General features: G+C 61.8%; 13 protein-coding genes and 1 tRNA gene. 12 read left to right on the top strand and 2 right to left on the bottom strand.

The features are described from left to right. The first annotated feature begins 6 nt into the window (after positions 1-6). Both NRS07_RS12245 and NRS07_RS12240 read left to right on the top strand, forming a co-directional pair. The gene (locus NRS07_RS12245) at positions 7-939 is read left to right on the top strand and encodes an MlaD family protein (protein WP_259207269.1); all 933 of its coding nucleotides are present in this window, start codon (positions 7-9) and stop codon (positions 937-939) included. Next, positions 936-1565, top strand: coding sequence for a hypothetical protein (locus tag NRS07_RS12240; protein WP_259207267.1), 630 nt, complete (start codon positions 936-938; stop codon positions 1563-1565). The genes NRS07_RS12245 and NRS07_RS12240 overlap by 4 nt, the downstream gene beginning before the upstream one ends. Positions 1566-1610: 45 nt before the next feature. Here the strand turns inward: NRS07_RS12240 and NRS07_RS12235 are convergent, their stop codons facing one another. Further along, positions 1611-2555, bottom strand: a complete 945-nt coding sequence (locus tag NRS07_RS12235) for an NAD(P)/FAD-dependent oxidoreductase (protein WP_259207265.1) — start codon at positions 2553-2555, stop codon at positions 1611-1613. A 78-nt stretch (positions 2556-2633) separates the two neighbouring features. Then, positions 2634-3563 carry a cation diffusion facilitator family transporter gene (locus NRS07_RS12230; RefSeq protein ID WP_259207263.1) on the bottom strand — a complete coding sequence of 310 codons (930 nt, stop codon included), beginning with the start codon at positions 3561-3563 and terminating at the stop codon, positions 2634-2636. Between the two features lie 132 nt (positions 3564-3695). Here NRS07_RS12230 and NRS07_RS12225 point away from each other — a divergent pair. From NRS07_RS12225 to NRS07_RS12180, 10 genes are all read left to right on the top strand, one after another. Beyond that, positions 3696-3772: transfer RNA gene (locus tag NRS07_RS12225), tRNA-Val, on the top strand. Between the two features lie 217 nt (positions 3773-3989). Further along, positions 3990-5900, top strand: coding sequence for a threonine--tRNA ligase (thrS, locus tag NRS07_RS12220; RefSeq protein ID WP_259207262.1), 1911 nt, complete (start codon positions 3990-3992; stop codon positions 5898-5900). Positions 5901-5936: 36 nt separating this feature from the next. Beyond that, on the top strand, positions 5937-6458 hold the full coding sequence (gene infC, locus NRS07_RS12215) for a translation initiation factor IF-3 (protein ID WP_259213221.1): 522 nt from the start codon (positions 5937-5939) through the stop codon (positions 6456-6458). Between the two features lie 288 nt (positions 6459-6746). After that, on the top strand, positions 6747-6944 hold the full coding sequence (rpmI, locus tag NRS07_RS12210) for a 50S ribosomal protein L35 (RefSeq protein WP_057262756.1): 198 nt from the start codon (positions 6747-6749) through the stop codon (positions 6942-6944). A gap of 21 nt (positions 6945-6965) precedes the next feature. Further along, the gene (gene rplT / locus NRS07_RS12205) at positions 6966-7325 is read left to right on the top strand and encodes a 50S ribosomal protein L20 (RefSeq protein WP_259207244.1); all 360 of its coding nucleotides are present in this window, start codon (positions 6966-6968) and stop codon (positions 7323-7325) included. Positions 7326-7491: 166 nt separating this feature from the next. Further along, positions 7492-8508: a phenylalanine--tRNA ligase subunit alpha gene (gene pheS / locus NRS07_RS12200; RefSeq protein ID WP_259207242.1), complete on the top strand. Its 1017-nt coding sequence runs from the start codon at positions 7492-7494 to the stop codon at positions 8506-8508. Positions 8509-8585: 77 nt separating this feature from the next. Beyond that, positions 8586-11012, top strand: coding sequence for a phenylalanine--tRNA ligase subunit beta (gene pheT, locus NRS07_RS12195; RefSeq protein ID WP_259207240.1), 2427 nt, complete (start codon positions 8586-8588; stop codon positions 11010-11012). A 106-nt stretch (positions 11013-11118) separates the two neighbouring features. Then, positions 11119-11478 (top strand): integration host factor subunit alpha, encoded by a 360-nt coding sequence (locus tag NRS07_RS12190; protein ID WP_259213212.1) that lies wholly within the window; start codon positions 11119-11121, stop codon positions 11476-11478. A gap of 18 nt (positions 11479-11496) precedes the next feature. Then, entirely contained in the window at positions 11497-11901 is a 405-nt protein-coding gene (locus NRS07_RS12185) for a MerR family transcriptional regulator (protein ID WP_259207238.1), read from the top strand. Between the two features lie 231 nt (positions 11902-12132). Next, entirely contained in the window at positions 12133-12765 is a 633-nt protein-coding gene (locus NRS07_RS12180) for a response regulator transcription factor (protein ID WP_091873377.1), read from the top strand. Positions 12766-12892: the final 127 nt, after the last annotated feature.

Genomic DNA, 12892 nt, shown 5'->3' with positions numbered 1-12892 from the left:
GCCCAGATGACCGAACCCCTGCCGGACGAACCGAAACACGTCGAACTCAAGGCCATGATCCTGCTGGTGGCGGTCGGCATCCTGATTGCCTCTTTCCTCGGCTATGTAATGCACGCACGCGGCGTGTTCGAACCGACCCAGCGGCTGGTGCTAGAAACCGACGATTCGTCCGGCGTCATGCCCGGCATGGACATGACCTTCGCCGGCTTTCCGATCGGCCGGGTAGACCAGGTCGAACTTGCACCGGACGGCAAGGTGCGCATCCTGGTCGACGTCACCCGCAAGGACGCCAAGTGGCTGCGCACGTCCAGCGTGTTCACGCTCGAGAGCAGTATCGTCGGCGAGACCCGCCTGCGCGCGCATACCGGCGTGCTGAACGACCCGCCGCTGCCGCCTGGGGCCACGCGCACGGTGCTGCGCGGCGACGCCACCGCCGAAATTCCCCGCATCGTCGCCACCGTCCGCGCGCTGCTGGAAAACCTCGAGACGATGACGTCCACCGATTCGGACATCAACGCGACCCTGGCCAATGTCAACAGCGTCACCGGCCGCATGTCCGGTCCGGGCGGAATACTGGGCGGGGTGCTCGGTGGCGACGCCGAGGCCAGCAGGCTGCGCGAGGCACTCGACCGCGTCAACCGGCTGCTCGACAAGACCGATCGCCGGGTCTACGGCAAGGACGGCGTCATGGACGATGCCCAGGCCTCGATCCGGCAGTTGCACGTGGTCCTGCAAGACGCCAGCACCACGCTGAAAAAAGTCGACGCGGTACTGATCGAGGCGCAGGCCGTCGGTGCCAACGCCCGCGTGGCCACGCAAGACCTGGGCGCGCTGCGCGGCGAAGTCGACGCCAGCCTGCGCAAGGTCAACCGCCTGGTCGACGAAATCAACCGCAAGTGGCCTTTCGCCCGCAGCAACCAGGAGATCAAGTTGCCATGAGAATCTACCCTTTTCTCGCCGTGGTGGCCCTGTCCGCCTGCGCCGGCAAGCCCTTGCCCCCTGATTGGCAAAGCAATGCCAAGGGGGCGCTCGACGCTTCGGTTAACGATTACCTGAAGGGCAGTAGCAGCGCTGCGCAAGCGCAGTTTCGCGACGCGCGCCGCGCCACCGCCAGCACCGGCCGCGCCGACTATGTGGCGCAAGTGGAGCTGGTGCGCTGCGCCGCGCAGGTGGCCAGCCTCGATTTCGATGATTGCCCGGGTTACGTCGCGCTAGCGCCCGAGGCAACACCGACCCAGCGCGCCTATGCCGACTATCTGTACGGCCGCTGGCAGGGGCTGGATGCGGCGCTGCTGCCAGAGCAGCACCGCGCCGTGCCGGCGAGCGGCCAGCTCGCGCCCCTGACCGACCCCCTGGCGCGGCTGGTGGCGGCCGGGGCGTCGTTCAAGGCCGGCCGCATCACGCCGCAAGCTATCGTGCAGGCCATCGACACCGCCTCGCAACAGGGCTGGCGCCGTCCGCTGCTGGCCTGGCTGGGCGTGCAGGAGCAGCGGGCCGAAGCGGCGGGCGATGCACAGGAAGTGCAGCGCATCCGGCGCCGCATCGCGCTGGCGTCGGGTTCCTGAGGCGCAGCTAGGTTCGCAGCTAGGTTCGCAGCTAAAACGTTGGTCTCAGGAGTTCGCGCAGCGCAGCGCCCACGGCAACGCATTGTGGATGGCAGTCGCCGCCAGCGCCGCCTGCCCGGTAGCCACCGCGATCTGGTTCAGGCCGCGCGTGACGTCGCCGATCGCGAACAATCCCGGCACCGAGGTGCGGCAATGTTCGTCCACCAGCAGCTTGCGGCATTCCACGGTCTCGGCGCCAAGTGCGCTGGCCAGGTCGGAGCGGGCGGTTTCTCCCAGCATCGGGTAGAACACGTCGCAGTGGTAGTCTTCACCGTCTTTCGTATGCAGGATGGGGGTCATGTCCTGGCTCATGGTCACGCCGGCCAGCGGCGACAGCACGTGCCTGACCCCGGCGGCGGCCAACTGCTGCTTTTCCTCGGTGGTGAGAGTCGATTCGTCGCAGCGTTCGAACAGCAGCACGTCGGCGCTGAAGGTTCGCATGAACAGGGCATGGCCCACCGGATTGGTCTCGGAGGTGACCACGCCGATGCGCTTGTCGATCACGTCCCAGCCGTCGCATACCGGGCACAGGCGAACCGCGCCAGACAGTACTGCTTCGTCCCAGCGCTCGACCGGCATGCCGGCGTCGGCTACGCCGCTGGCCAGCAGGACCGTCAATGCGCGCAGCTCGCAATTGCCGCCGCCATCGGCCGGGGCATATTCGGCCACGAACTGGCCGTCTTCCAGGCGCAGGCTGATAATTTCACCAGGCATCACGCTACCGCCATAGTTGCCTAGTTGCTGGCGCAGTTTCTCGAGCAGGACCTTGCCGTTAATACCATCTGGAAAGCCCGGGTAATTGTGCGAAACGGGAATCCACGACAGCCGGCTGTTGCCCTTGTCGACCAGGGCAACTTGCCGCGTGAAACGGCGCAGGTAAAGGGCAGCGGTCAAGCCGGCCGGCCCGCCGCCAATGATAAGGGTATCGAATACGGTGCGATCACAGTCCATGGGGCGATTATGCTGAGCATCGGGCCTGGCGGGTATCGGCGTGCGGGCTAGCGCGAAGTAAGAGCTGGCTTACAGCGCCTACAGCGATTTACCGCCGGCTGCTTCCGGCTGCAGCGTTACATGGTCGATGCCGTGTTTTTCGCGCAGCATGACGCGCACTGCCTCGAGTATGCCTGGCCACTGCTCGAGGCTGGCTATTTCGAGGTGGCCGATCAATGCAGGGTGGCCGGGCGACATGTCCCAGACATGAAGGTCGTGAACGTCGAGTACGCCGCTGACTGCCTTCAGGTTGGCGCCGACCTCGAGATAGTCGATCTGGCCTGGCACTGCCTCCATCAGAAAGTGGTAGGACTCGCGCAGGATGCTGCTGGTCGAGCGCAGGATCAGCAGCGCCACGAACAGCGACAGCAGTGGGTCGACCCGCAGCCAGCCAGTGAAATAGATGACGGCGCCGGAGGCGATCGCCGCCAGCGAGCCGAGCAGGTCGCCCATGACATTGACCAGCGCGGCGCGGGTATTGATGCTCTGGTTGTCGCGCGAGAGCACCCAGGCCACCACCAGGTTAATGCAGGCGCCGATACTGGCGACCACCAGCACCACGCCACCTTGCACGGGTTCCGGATGCAGCAGGCGCGCGATCGCCTGCCACCCGATCCAGGCAACCAGCGCCAGCAAGGCCAGGCAGTTCACGAACGCCGCCAGCGCTTCGGCGCGCACGAAGCCGAACGAATGGCGCGCAGAAGGGGGGCGGCGGGCGATCATCTGGGCCAGCAGCGCCAGGCCCAGCGCCGCCGCATCGGTCACCATGTGGCCGGCGTCGGCAATCAGGGCCAGCGAATTGGAAATGAAGCCGGTCACGACTTCGACCACGGCGAACAGCAGCGTCAGCCCGAGCGCGATCGCCAGGGCACGTGGGCTGCGCCCCTCGACGGTATGGCCGTGACGCGCATCGCCGTCGAGGTGGGCATGCAAGTGGGCGGACGTGCGTTCGGTGGGCTGGGCGGACATCGTGGCTGTGGCGTGTTGTCTTGCTCGACAGTGTAAGGCAAAGGGCGCTGGCGGGGCAGGCAGGCTCTCCAGGAAACTTTTTCCGTGACAAGCCTTGCGGATCGCGCCGGCGCTCCTTATAATGCAGGGATTGGGCGGTTAGTTCAGCTGGTTAGAATACTTGGTCGACATCCAAGGGGTCGCAGATTCGAATTCTGCACCGCCCACCAGAATATCAAGCAAGAACTGTAAGAGCGAGAAAGGCACGCACGGTTATGACACCGCGAACTACAACCTGGTTGTGGGGGAATCGCTAGACGCGGTATGGTGTTCTTTTGCTCAACACACTGAAACAAACGCGCCTGGTGCGCGTTTTTTTTCGTCCATCGAATTTCAGCTTTCACTATCTTTTACATTAGCGGCGCGGCGCGCCAATTGGAGAACAGCATGCTCAACGTTCGACTTCCCGATGGCTCCAGCCGTCAGTTCGACGGCCCCGTCACGGTAGCCCAGGTGGCATCCAGCATCGCTACCAGCCTCGGCAAGGCAGCGCTCGCCGGCAAGGTCAATGGCAAGGTGGTCGACACCTCTTTCCTGATCGAGCAAGACGCCGAGCTGGCGATCGTGACCGAGCGCGATCCGGAAGGCCTGGACGTGATCCGCCACTCGACCGCCCACCTGCTGGCGCACGCGGTCAAGGAGCTGTTTCCGGACGCCCAGGTCACCATCGGCCCGGTGATCGAGAACGGCTTCTACTACGATTTTTCGTACAAGCGCCCGTTCACCCCGGACGACCTGGTCAAGATCGAGAAGAAGATGGTCGAACTGGCCAAGAAGGATGAGCCGGTCACCCGCAAGGTGCTACCGCGCGACGAAGCCGTCGCCTACTTCAAGTCGATCGGCGAAGAGTACAAGGCCGAGATCATCGCCTCGATCCCGGCCGGCGAGGACGTCTCGCTGTATTCGGAAGGCAGCTTTACCGACCTGTGCCGCGGACCGCACGTGCCGTCCTCGGGCAAGCTCAAGGTGTTCAAGCTGATGAAGCTGGCCGGCGCCTACTGGCGCGGCGACTCCAAGAACGAGATGCTGCAGCGCGTATATGGCACCGCCTGGGCCAAGAAAGAAGACCAGGAACATTACCTGCACATGCTGGAAGAAGCCGAAAAGCGCGATCACCGCAAGCTCGGCAAGGCGCTGGACCTGTTTCACTTCCAGGAAGAAGCACCGGGCCTGATCTTCTGGCACCCGAAGGGCTGGACCGTCTGGCAGCAGGTAGAGCAATACATGCGCCACAAATACCAGGTGAATGGCTATGACGAGGTCAAGGCGCCACAGATCCTCGACGTCACCCTGTGGCAGAAGACCGGTCACTGGGATAACTATCGCGAGAACATGTTCACCACCGAGTCGGAAAACCGCTCGTATGCACTCAAGCCGATGAATTGCCCTGGCCACGTGCAGATCTATAACTCGGGCATGAAGAGCTACCGCGACCTGCCGCTGCGTTACGGCGAGTTCGGCCAGTGCCACCGCAACGAGTCTTCGGGCGCCTTGCACGGCATCATGCGCGTGCGCGGCTTCACCCAGGACGATGGCCACGTGTTCTGTACCGAAGAACAGATCGAGGCCGAAGTAACCGCCTTCCATGCGCAGGCGATGGAAGTGTATGACGACTTCGGTTTCACGAATATCGACGTCAAGCTGGCGCTGCGTCCGGAAAGCCGCATCGGCACCGACGAGGTGTGGGACGAGGCCGAAGAGGCGCTGCGCAGCGCACTGCGCGCCTGCGGCGTGGAGTGGACCGAGTTGCCAGGCGAGGGCGCTTTTTACGGTCCGAAGATCGAATACCACCTGAAGGATAGCCTGGGCCGCCCCTGGCAGGTTGGCACCATGCAGGTCGACTTCTCGATGCCTGGCCGCCTGGGCGCAGAATATGTAGCAGAAGACAACACCCGCAAGGTGCCGGTCATGCTGCACCGTGCGATCGTCGGATCGATGGAGCGCTTCATCGGCATCCTGATCGAAAACTATGCCGGCGCACTGCCGCTGTGGCTGGCGCCGACGCAAGTGGCGGTGCTCAATATCTCGGATGCACAGGCCGATTACGTGAAAGAAGTGGCCGCCAAGCTTAAGCAAGCGGGCCTGCGCGTTCACGCTGATTTGCGGAACGAGAAAATTACTTATAAAATACGTGAGCATTCCGTCCAAAAGTTGCCGTATATTCTAGTTATTGGCGACAAGGAACGGGAAGCCAATACTGTGGCCGTGCGTGCCCGCGGCAATGTCGATCTGGGTGTCATGCCTGTCGACGCGCTCGTGGAGCGTCTGGTGGCGGAAGTCGCCGCGAAGACGAAATAATCCCCGGCCTACTCAAATACTTTCAAAGGAAACAACATAGCTACTGACAAGCAGAATCGCATCAACGGCGAGATCACCCATCCCGAAATGCGCCTTAATGGTGTAGAGAACGAACCACTGGGCATCGTCAGCCTGGCGGATGCGTTCCGCATGGCCGAAGAACTGAACGTCGACCTGGTCGAGATCGCGCCAACGGCGGTCCCGCCGGTGTGCCGCCTGATGGACTACGGCAAGTTCAAGTATTCGGAGCAGAAGAAGGCGCACGAAGCGAAGCTGAAGCAGAAGATCATCCAGGTCAAGGAAGTCAAATTCCGTCCGGGCACCGATGAAGGCGATTACAGCATCAAGCTGCGCAACCTCATCAAGTTCCTGGAAGAGGGCGACAAGACCAAGATCACGCTGCGTTTCCGCGGTCGCGAAATGGCCCACCAGGATATCGGTATGCGCATGCTCGAACGCCTGCGCGGCGACCTCGACGAAGTCGGTCAGGTCGAGCAGTTCCCGAAACTCGAGGGACGCCAGATGATCATGATCGTCGCACCGAAGAAAAAGAAGTAATCTTCGTTTGCAAGATCGCCAGGCCAGGCCCGGGGTTGCAGCAATAGCTGCAGCCCCGGGCCTGGTTGCGCTCGTGGTGCCTGTGCGTGCGGCAGCGCAACACCCTGTCCAGTCGCCTTCATTCTGTGTTATGATCTGCGGTTCCTGTTTTTCGAAACAGGTTGTAGCGGGTGCTAAGGTGTCTCGAGTTCCGCTGCAAGACAAGTGAAAGTAGGCATCCAAGAGCAGCATCGCTGCCACCTGCAATCCTGTCACATATGAGGCTGTCCCTAGTACGGGCAGATGACTATGCCAAAAATGAAAACCAAAAGCAGCGCGAAGAAGCGTTTCCGCGTGCGTCCAGGTGGTACCGTCAAGTCGGGTATGGCGTTCAAGCGTCACATCCTGACCAAGAAGACCACCAAGAACAAGCGTCAGCTGCGTGGTACCCGTAACATCAATGCGTCGGACGTGACTAGCGTTCTCCGCATGATGCCATCTGCTTAATCTCACACACAAGGAGCTAATATGCCTCGAGTAAAACGTGGGGTTACTGCACGTGCCCGTCACAAAAAAGTTCTTGAACTTGCCAAAGGCTACCGCGGTCGCCGCAGCAAGGTATACCGTGTTGCCAAGCAAGCAGTCATGCGCGCTGGCCAATACGCATACCGCGATCGCCGCAACAAGAAGCGCGTCTTCCGCGCACTGTGGATCACCCGTATCAACGCGGCGTCGCGTTCGCACGGCATGACCTACAGCGTGTTCATGAACGGCCTGAAGAAGTCCGGAATTGAACTGGACCGCAAGGTTCTGGCCGACATGGCTGTGCATGACAAGCCGGCATTCGCCGCGATTGTCAGCGCTGTCCAGGCCAAGCTGGCTGCTTGATAGCAGTTCGCCGGTAATACCAGCATCGCTGCATGCGATGCGAAAAGAGCGGGGCAGAGGTTTTCAACGACCTGTGCCCCGTTTTTGATTGTGGGGCCTTGTTAAACCGACACCGTTTCACCACTGCCCCTGTGGCTCCCGCCACCATCGAAACAGGAAAAATCGCATGAACTCGCTGGAAGAACTCGTCGTCTCGGCCCAGGCTGATTTTGGCGCCGCCGCGGATGCTGCTGCGCTTGAAAACGCCAAAGCCAAATACCTCGGCAAGACCGGCCAGGTCACCGACCTGATGAAGGGCCTCGGCAAGCTCGAGCCCGAACAGCGCAAGGCGCAGGGTGCCTTGATCAATGCCGCAAAAGAAAAAATCGAAAGCGCATTGACCGCCCGCCGCGAAGCACTGGCCATGGCCCAGCTCGAGGAACGCCTCAATGCCGAGGCTATCGATGTAACCTTGCCAGGCCGCGGCCGCTCCAGGGGCGGCATTCATCCGGTGATGCGCAGCTGGGAACGCGTCGAGCAGATCTTCCGCTCGATCGGTTTCGACGTGGCCGACGGGCCCGAGATCGAAAACGACTGGACCAATTTCACTGCGCTGAATAGCCCGGAAAACCATCCCGCGCGCTCGATGCAGGATACCTTCTACATCGAAGGCAACGACAGTACCGGCAAGCCGCTGCTGCTGCGCACCCATACCAGCCCGATGCAGGTGCGCTATGCGCGCACCCATACGCCGCCGATCAAGGTGATCGCACCGGGGCGCACCTACCGCGTCGACAGCGATGCCACCCACTCGCCGATGTTCCACCAGGTCGAAGGCCTGTGGATCGGCGAAGATATCTCGTTCGCCGACCTCAAGGGCGTCTACCTGAATTTCGTCAAGGCCTTCTTCGAGACCGACGATCTCCAGGTGCGGTTCCGCCCCTCGTACTTTCCGTTCACCGAACCGTCGGCCGAGATCGACATCGCCTTCGGTTCCGGTCCGCTCAAGGGCCGCTGGCTCGAAGTGTCGGGTGCCGGTCAGGTGCATCCAACGGTGGTGCGCAATTTCGGGCTCGATCCGGAAAAATTCATTGGCTTCGCGTTCGGCTCCGGCCTCGAGCGCCTGACGATGCTGCGCTACGGAATCAACGACCTGCGCCTGTTCTACGAGGGCGACCTGCGATTCCTGAAGCAATTTAATTAATTCGGTCGCCGATTCAGTACATTCAGTACAACTAGTACCAACACCTGACAAGTCACGCGCTTACAAGGCAAAAGATTATGCAATTCTCCGAAAACTGGCTCCGTTCCATGGTTAATCCGACTTTGAGTTCGGAAGAGCTGTCCCATCTGCTGACGATGTCCGGCCTTGAAGTCGAGGAAGTCGAGGCGGTTGCGCCGCCGTTCACGAACGTGGTGGTAGCCGAGGTCAAGGAAGTGGCCAAGCACCCGAACGCCGACCGCCTCAATGTCTGCCAGGTCGATGTCGGTACCGGCACGCTGCTCAACATCGTCTGCGGCGCGCCCAACGTGCACGCCGGAATGAAGGCGATCTGCGCCATGTCGGGCGCGCTGCTGCCGCCTGGCGCGGACGGCAAGCCCTTCGAGATCAAGACCGGCAAGCTGCGTGGTGTCGAGTCGCAGGGCATGCTGTGCTCGGCGAAGGAGCTGCGGATCTCGGAAGAGAGCAACGGCCTGATGGCGTTGCCGTCCGACGCGCCGGTTGGCGCCAATATTCGCGACTATCTCGGCCTGGACGACCTGAAATTCACCATCAAGCTGACCCCGAACAAGGCCGACTGCCTGTCGGTGCTGGGCGTGGCGCGCGAAGTCGCGGCCCTGACCGGCGCGCCGCTGCACCTGCCAACCACGCGCCTGGTGCCGGTGACGCTGGACGAGACGCTGCCGGTGACGATTTCCGCGCCGGACCTGTGCGGGCGTTTCACGGGACGCGTGATCCGCGGCCTGAACGCGCGCGCGGCCACGCCCGACTGGATGAAGCAGCGCCTCGAGCGCAGTGGCCAGCGCCCGGTATCGAGCCTGGTGGACATTTCGAATTACGTCATGCTCGAGCTGGGGCGGCCAACCCACGTGTTTGACATGAACAAGATCCATGGTGGCCTGGACGTACGCTGGGGCAGGACGGGCGAGTCGCTCACGCTCCTGAACGGCAATACGGTCGAGATCGACGAGTGGGTCGGCGTGATCGCCGACGACCGGGGAATCGAGTCGCTGGCAGGGATCATGGGCGGCGATGCCAGTGCCGTCACCCTCGATACCACCGATATCTATCTGGAAGCGGCGTTCTGGTGGCCCAATGCGATCCAGGGCCGCGCCCGCAAGTTCAATTTCTCGACCGATGCGGCGCACCGCTTCGAGCGTGGTGTCGATTACGCCACCACGGTCGAGCACATCGAGCGCATCACGGCACTGATCGTCGAGATCTGCGGTAGCGCGCAGACCAGGGTGGGGCCGGTCGACGACCAGTCGGTGAACCTGCCGCAACCGGTGCCGGTTGCCATGCGCACTGCGCGCGCCGCCAAAGTGATCGGCGTGCCGCTCACCGATGAAGTCGTCGCCGACATCTTCACCCGCCTGCAGCTGCCGTTCACGTTTGCCGAAGGCGTGTTTCACGTGACCGCGCCGTCTTACCGTTTCGATATCGAGATCGAGGAAGACCTGATCGAGGAAGTCGCGCGCGTCTACGGCTTCGAGAACATCCCGACCCGACCGCCGGTCGCGCCAAGCAGCATGCTGGTCGAGCCGGAAAATACCCGCTCGCTGTTCGCGATCCGCCACCAGCTCGCTGGCCTGGGTTACCAGGAAGTGGTCAACATGAGCTTCGTGGAAGCCCAGTGGGAACAGGATTTTGCCGCGAATGCCGATCCGATCCGGCTGCAGAACCCGATCGCCAGCCAGCTGAGCGTGATGCGCTCGAACCTGGTCGGCAGCCTGGTTGCCAACGTGCGCTACAACGTCAACCGCAAGGCCGGCCGGGTGCGGGCCTTCGAAATTGGCGGCGTCTTCATGCGCAATCCGATGGTGCCCGATGGCCCCTTGAGCGTGGCCGGTTTCGAGCAGCCCAAGCACGTCGCCGCCATTGCCTACGGTCCCGCGCTCGACGAGCAATGGAGCGAGAAGACCCGCATGGTCGATTATTTCGACCTCAAGGCCGACCTGGAGGCACTGTTTGCGCCGCTGACGCTGCGGTTCGTGAAGGGCGAGCATCCGGCGCTGCATCCGGGCCGCAGCGCTTTCGTCGAGTTCGCGGGCAAGCGGATCGGCTTCATCGGCGAACTGCATCCGCGCTGGCTGCAAAAATATGATCTGCCGCAGGCGCCGGTCGTGTTCGAGGTCGATGCCGAGGCCTTGCGCGGGCGCGCGGTGCCGGCCTACACCGAGATTTCCAAGTTTCCCGGAGCTACGCGCGACCTGGCACTGGTGGTCAAGCAGGGTGTCGCGGCCCAGGATGTGCTCGATGTCATGCAAGCGGAAATCGCGGCAAATCCAGGTGGAAAGATCGTGCAAGCCGTTGTTTTGTTTGATGAATACCGCGGCAAGGGTTTGGAGGCGGATGAAAAAAGCCTTGCTTTCCGCTTTGGCTTGCAAGATACTCAATCGACGCTGCAAGACGAGGCGGTGGATGCCATCATGGCTGCAATCGCCCAGGCTGCCGAAGCAAAACTCGGCGCCAAGTTGCGTTCGTAATCTTCCAAAACATTGCTTTCACTGAAGGTAGGGCTTCAAAATTAACAACAACGACCTTGACTCGGCCGTGTTCCAGGAAGCACTGGCGGCTGATCTGCATCGTGCGATGCAAGTGGCGCGGGTGCGGGCCGAAGCGGAAAAAGGCCTGCCGACCCTGACCAAGGCCGAGCTGGCCGAACTGCTGTTCGAGCAGGTCGGCCTGAACAAGCGCGAAGCCAAGGATATGGTCGAAACCTTTTTCGACGAAATCCGCAACGCACTCGAGCGCGGCGAAGCGGTCAAGCTGTCCGGCTTCGGCAACTTCCAGTTGCGCGACAAGCCACAGCGTCCGGGCCGCAATCCGAAAACCGGGGAAGAAATTCCGATCACGGCGCGCCGCGTCGTGACTTTCCACGCCAGCCAGAAACTCAAGGCTATGGTCGAAGAGACCAGTCCTGCCGCGAGTTCGCTGGCACGTGCCGCTTGAGTACTCGATGACTGCTAGATGACCGACCGACCCCTCAAATCCGACCTGGCCGTGTTGCCGCCGATCCCAGCCAAACGGTATTTCACGATCGGCGAAGTCAGCGAACTGTGTGGTGTCAAACCCCACGTGCTGCGCTACTGGGAGCAGGAATTCACCCAGCTCAAGCCGGTCAAGCGCCGGGGGAATCGCCGTTACTACCAGCATCACGAAGTACTGTTGATCCGGCGTATCCGTGAATTGCTGTACGAGCAGGGGTTTACCATCAGCGGCGCCCGCAACCGCCTTGACGGCCGCGGTCACGAAGGGGCGCTTCAGCCCGAGAACGACGCGGCGCCAAGCGTGCCGGCAATCGATGTCGCTCGGGTGCGCGGTGAGCTGCTGGACATTCTTGCCGTGCTCAGGCACGACAGCAGTAGCGCCTGAGCGCTTGCGCACGGCCGGGCACTGTGCCGCAACAGCCTGCAGCGCCAGTCCTGGAACACTCCGCATATGGCTACGCCGTTTTTAGTAACTCAGCAGTTGCGTGCGGTATTGATGCTCAGCGCCGGAGTGTTAGAATGTCACCTGCGGGCATGCCGGATTGAATGCATGTAAGCCGGGGCGTGGAGAACGGATCTGGCACTTTCCTGAACAGGGAAAATTTAAGGGAAGACAATGATACGCGTTGCCATTTGTGACGATCACCAAATAGTTCGAGCAGGTTTCAAACAGATTTTCTCGTCGTCGGGCGACTTTGAAGTCGTGGCCGAAGGCGCTACCGGGCGTGAAGCCCTCGACATCGCTCGCCGCGAGATTTGCGACGTGCTGCTGCTCGACATTGCCATGCCCGATCAAAGCGGCATCGACATCCTGCGCACCATTCGCCAGGGGCAGCCGAATCTTCCGGTGCTGATCCTGTCGGGTTACCCGGCACAGCAGTACGCACTCAATTTGTTCAAGATGGGTGCCAACGGCTACCTGAACAAGGAATGCGAAGCCGACGAGCTCAAGACAGCCGTGCGCACCGTGTTCCAGGGTCGCCGTTACGTCAGCTCGACCGTGGGCGAACTGCTCGCGCAAAGTTTCGACCGCGATCCCAACACCGCGCTGCACACGGAACTGTCCGATCGCGAATTCCAGGTATTCCTGCGCCTTGCCAAGGGCGCGACGGTGTCGGACATCGGCAATGCACTGTCGCTGTCGATCAAGACGGTGTCGACTTACCGTACCCGCATCATGGAAAAAATGGGACTGCAGTCCAACAGCGACCTGACCTATTACGCCATGAAGAACAACCTGCTCGATTGAGTTGCCAACGCGCCGAGACCATGGCGCGCTTTCTTTTCTGCGAGGCTTGTCGCCTTGCTTGACCGCTTCTTCCGCATCGCATCCGTTTTGCTCTGCAACAATTCGCCGCCCCCCGTATAATCATGCC

Source organism: Massilia sp. H6 (assembly GCF_024802625.1).
Taxonomy (GTDB): domain Bacteria; phylum Pseudomonadota; class Gammaproteobacteria; order Burkholderiales; family Burkholderiaceae_D; genus Telluria.
Note: the sequence above shows the minus strand (reverse complement) of the source record. Positions and strands in the feature narration are given on the sequence as shown.

Excerpts from the sequence above, each read along its gene's own strand:
- NRS07_RS12245 (WP_259207269.1), top strand. The coding sequence starts at position 7 with ATGACCGAACCCCTGCCGGACGAACCGAAACACGTCGAACTCAAGGCC.
- NRS07_RS12240 (WP_259207267.1), top strand. The coding sequence starts at position 936 with ATGAGAATCTACCCTTTTCTCGCCGTGGTGGCCCTGTCCGCCTGCGCC.
- NRS07_RS12235 (WP_259207265.1), bottom strand. The coding sequence starts at position 2,555 with ATGGACTGTGATCGCACCGTATTCGATACCCTTATCATTGGCGGCGGG.
- NRS07_RS12230 (WP_259207263.1), bottom strand. The coding sequence starts at position 3,563 with ATGTCCGCCCAGCCCACCGAACGCACGTCCGCCCACTTGCATGCCCAC.
- thrS (WP_259207262.1), top strand. The coding sequence starts at position 3,990 with ATGCTCAACGTTCGACTTCCCGATGGCTCCAGCCGTCAGTTCGACGGC.
- rpmI (WP_057262756.1), top strand. The coding sequence starts at position 6,747 with ATGCCAAAAATGAAAACCAAAAGCAGCGCGAAGAAGCGTTTCCGCGTG.
- rplT (WP_259207244.1), top strand. The coding sequence starts at position 6,966 with ATGCCTCGAGTAAAACGTGGGGTTACTGCACGTGCCCGTCACAAAAAA.
- pheS (WP_259207242.1), top strand. The coding sequence starts at position 7,492 with ATGAACTCGCTGGAAGAACTCGTCGTCTCGGCCCAGGCTGATTTTGGC.
- pheT (WP_259207240.1), top strand. The coding sequence starts at position 8,586 with ATGCAATTCTCCGAAAACTGGCTCCGTTCCATGGTTAATCCGACTTTG.
- NRS07_RS12190 (WP_259213212.1), top strand. The coding sequence starts at position 11,119 with ATGCAAGTGGCGCGGGTGCGGGCCGAAGCGGAAAAAGGCCTGCCGACC.
- NRS07_RS12185 (WP_259207238.1), top strand. The coding sequence starts at position 11,497 with ATGACCGACCGACCCCTCAAATCCGACCTGGCCGTGTTGCCGCCGATC.
- NRS07_RS12180 (WP_091873377.1), top strand. The coding sequence starts at position 12,133 with ATGATACGCGTTGCCATTTGTGACGATCACCAAATAGTTCGAGCAGGT.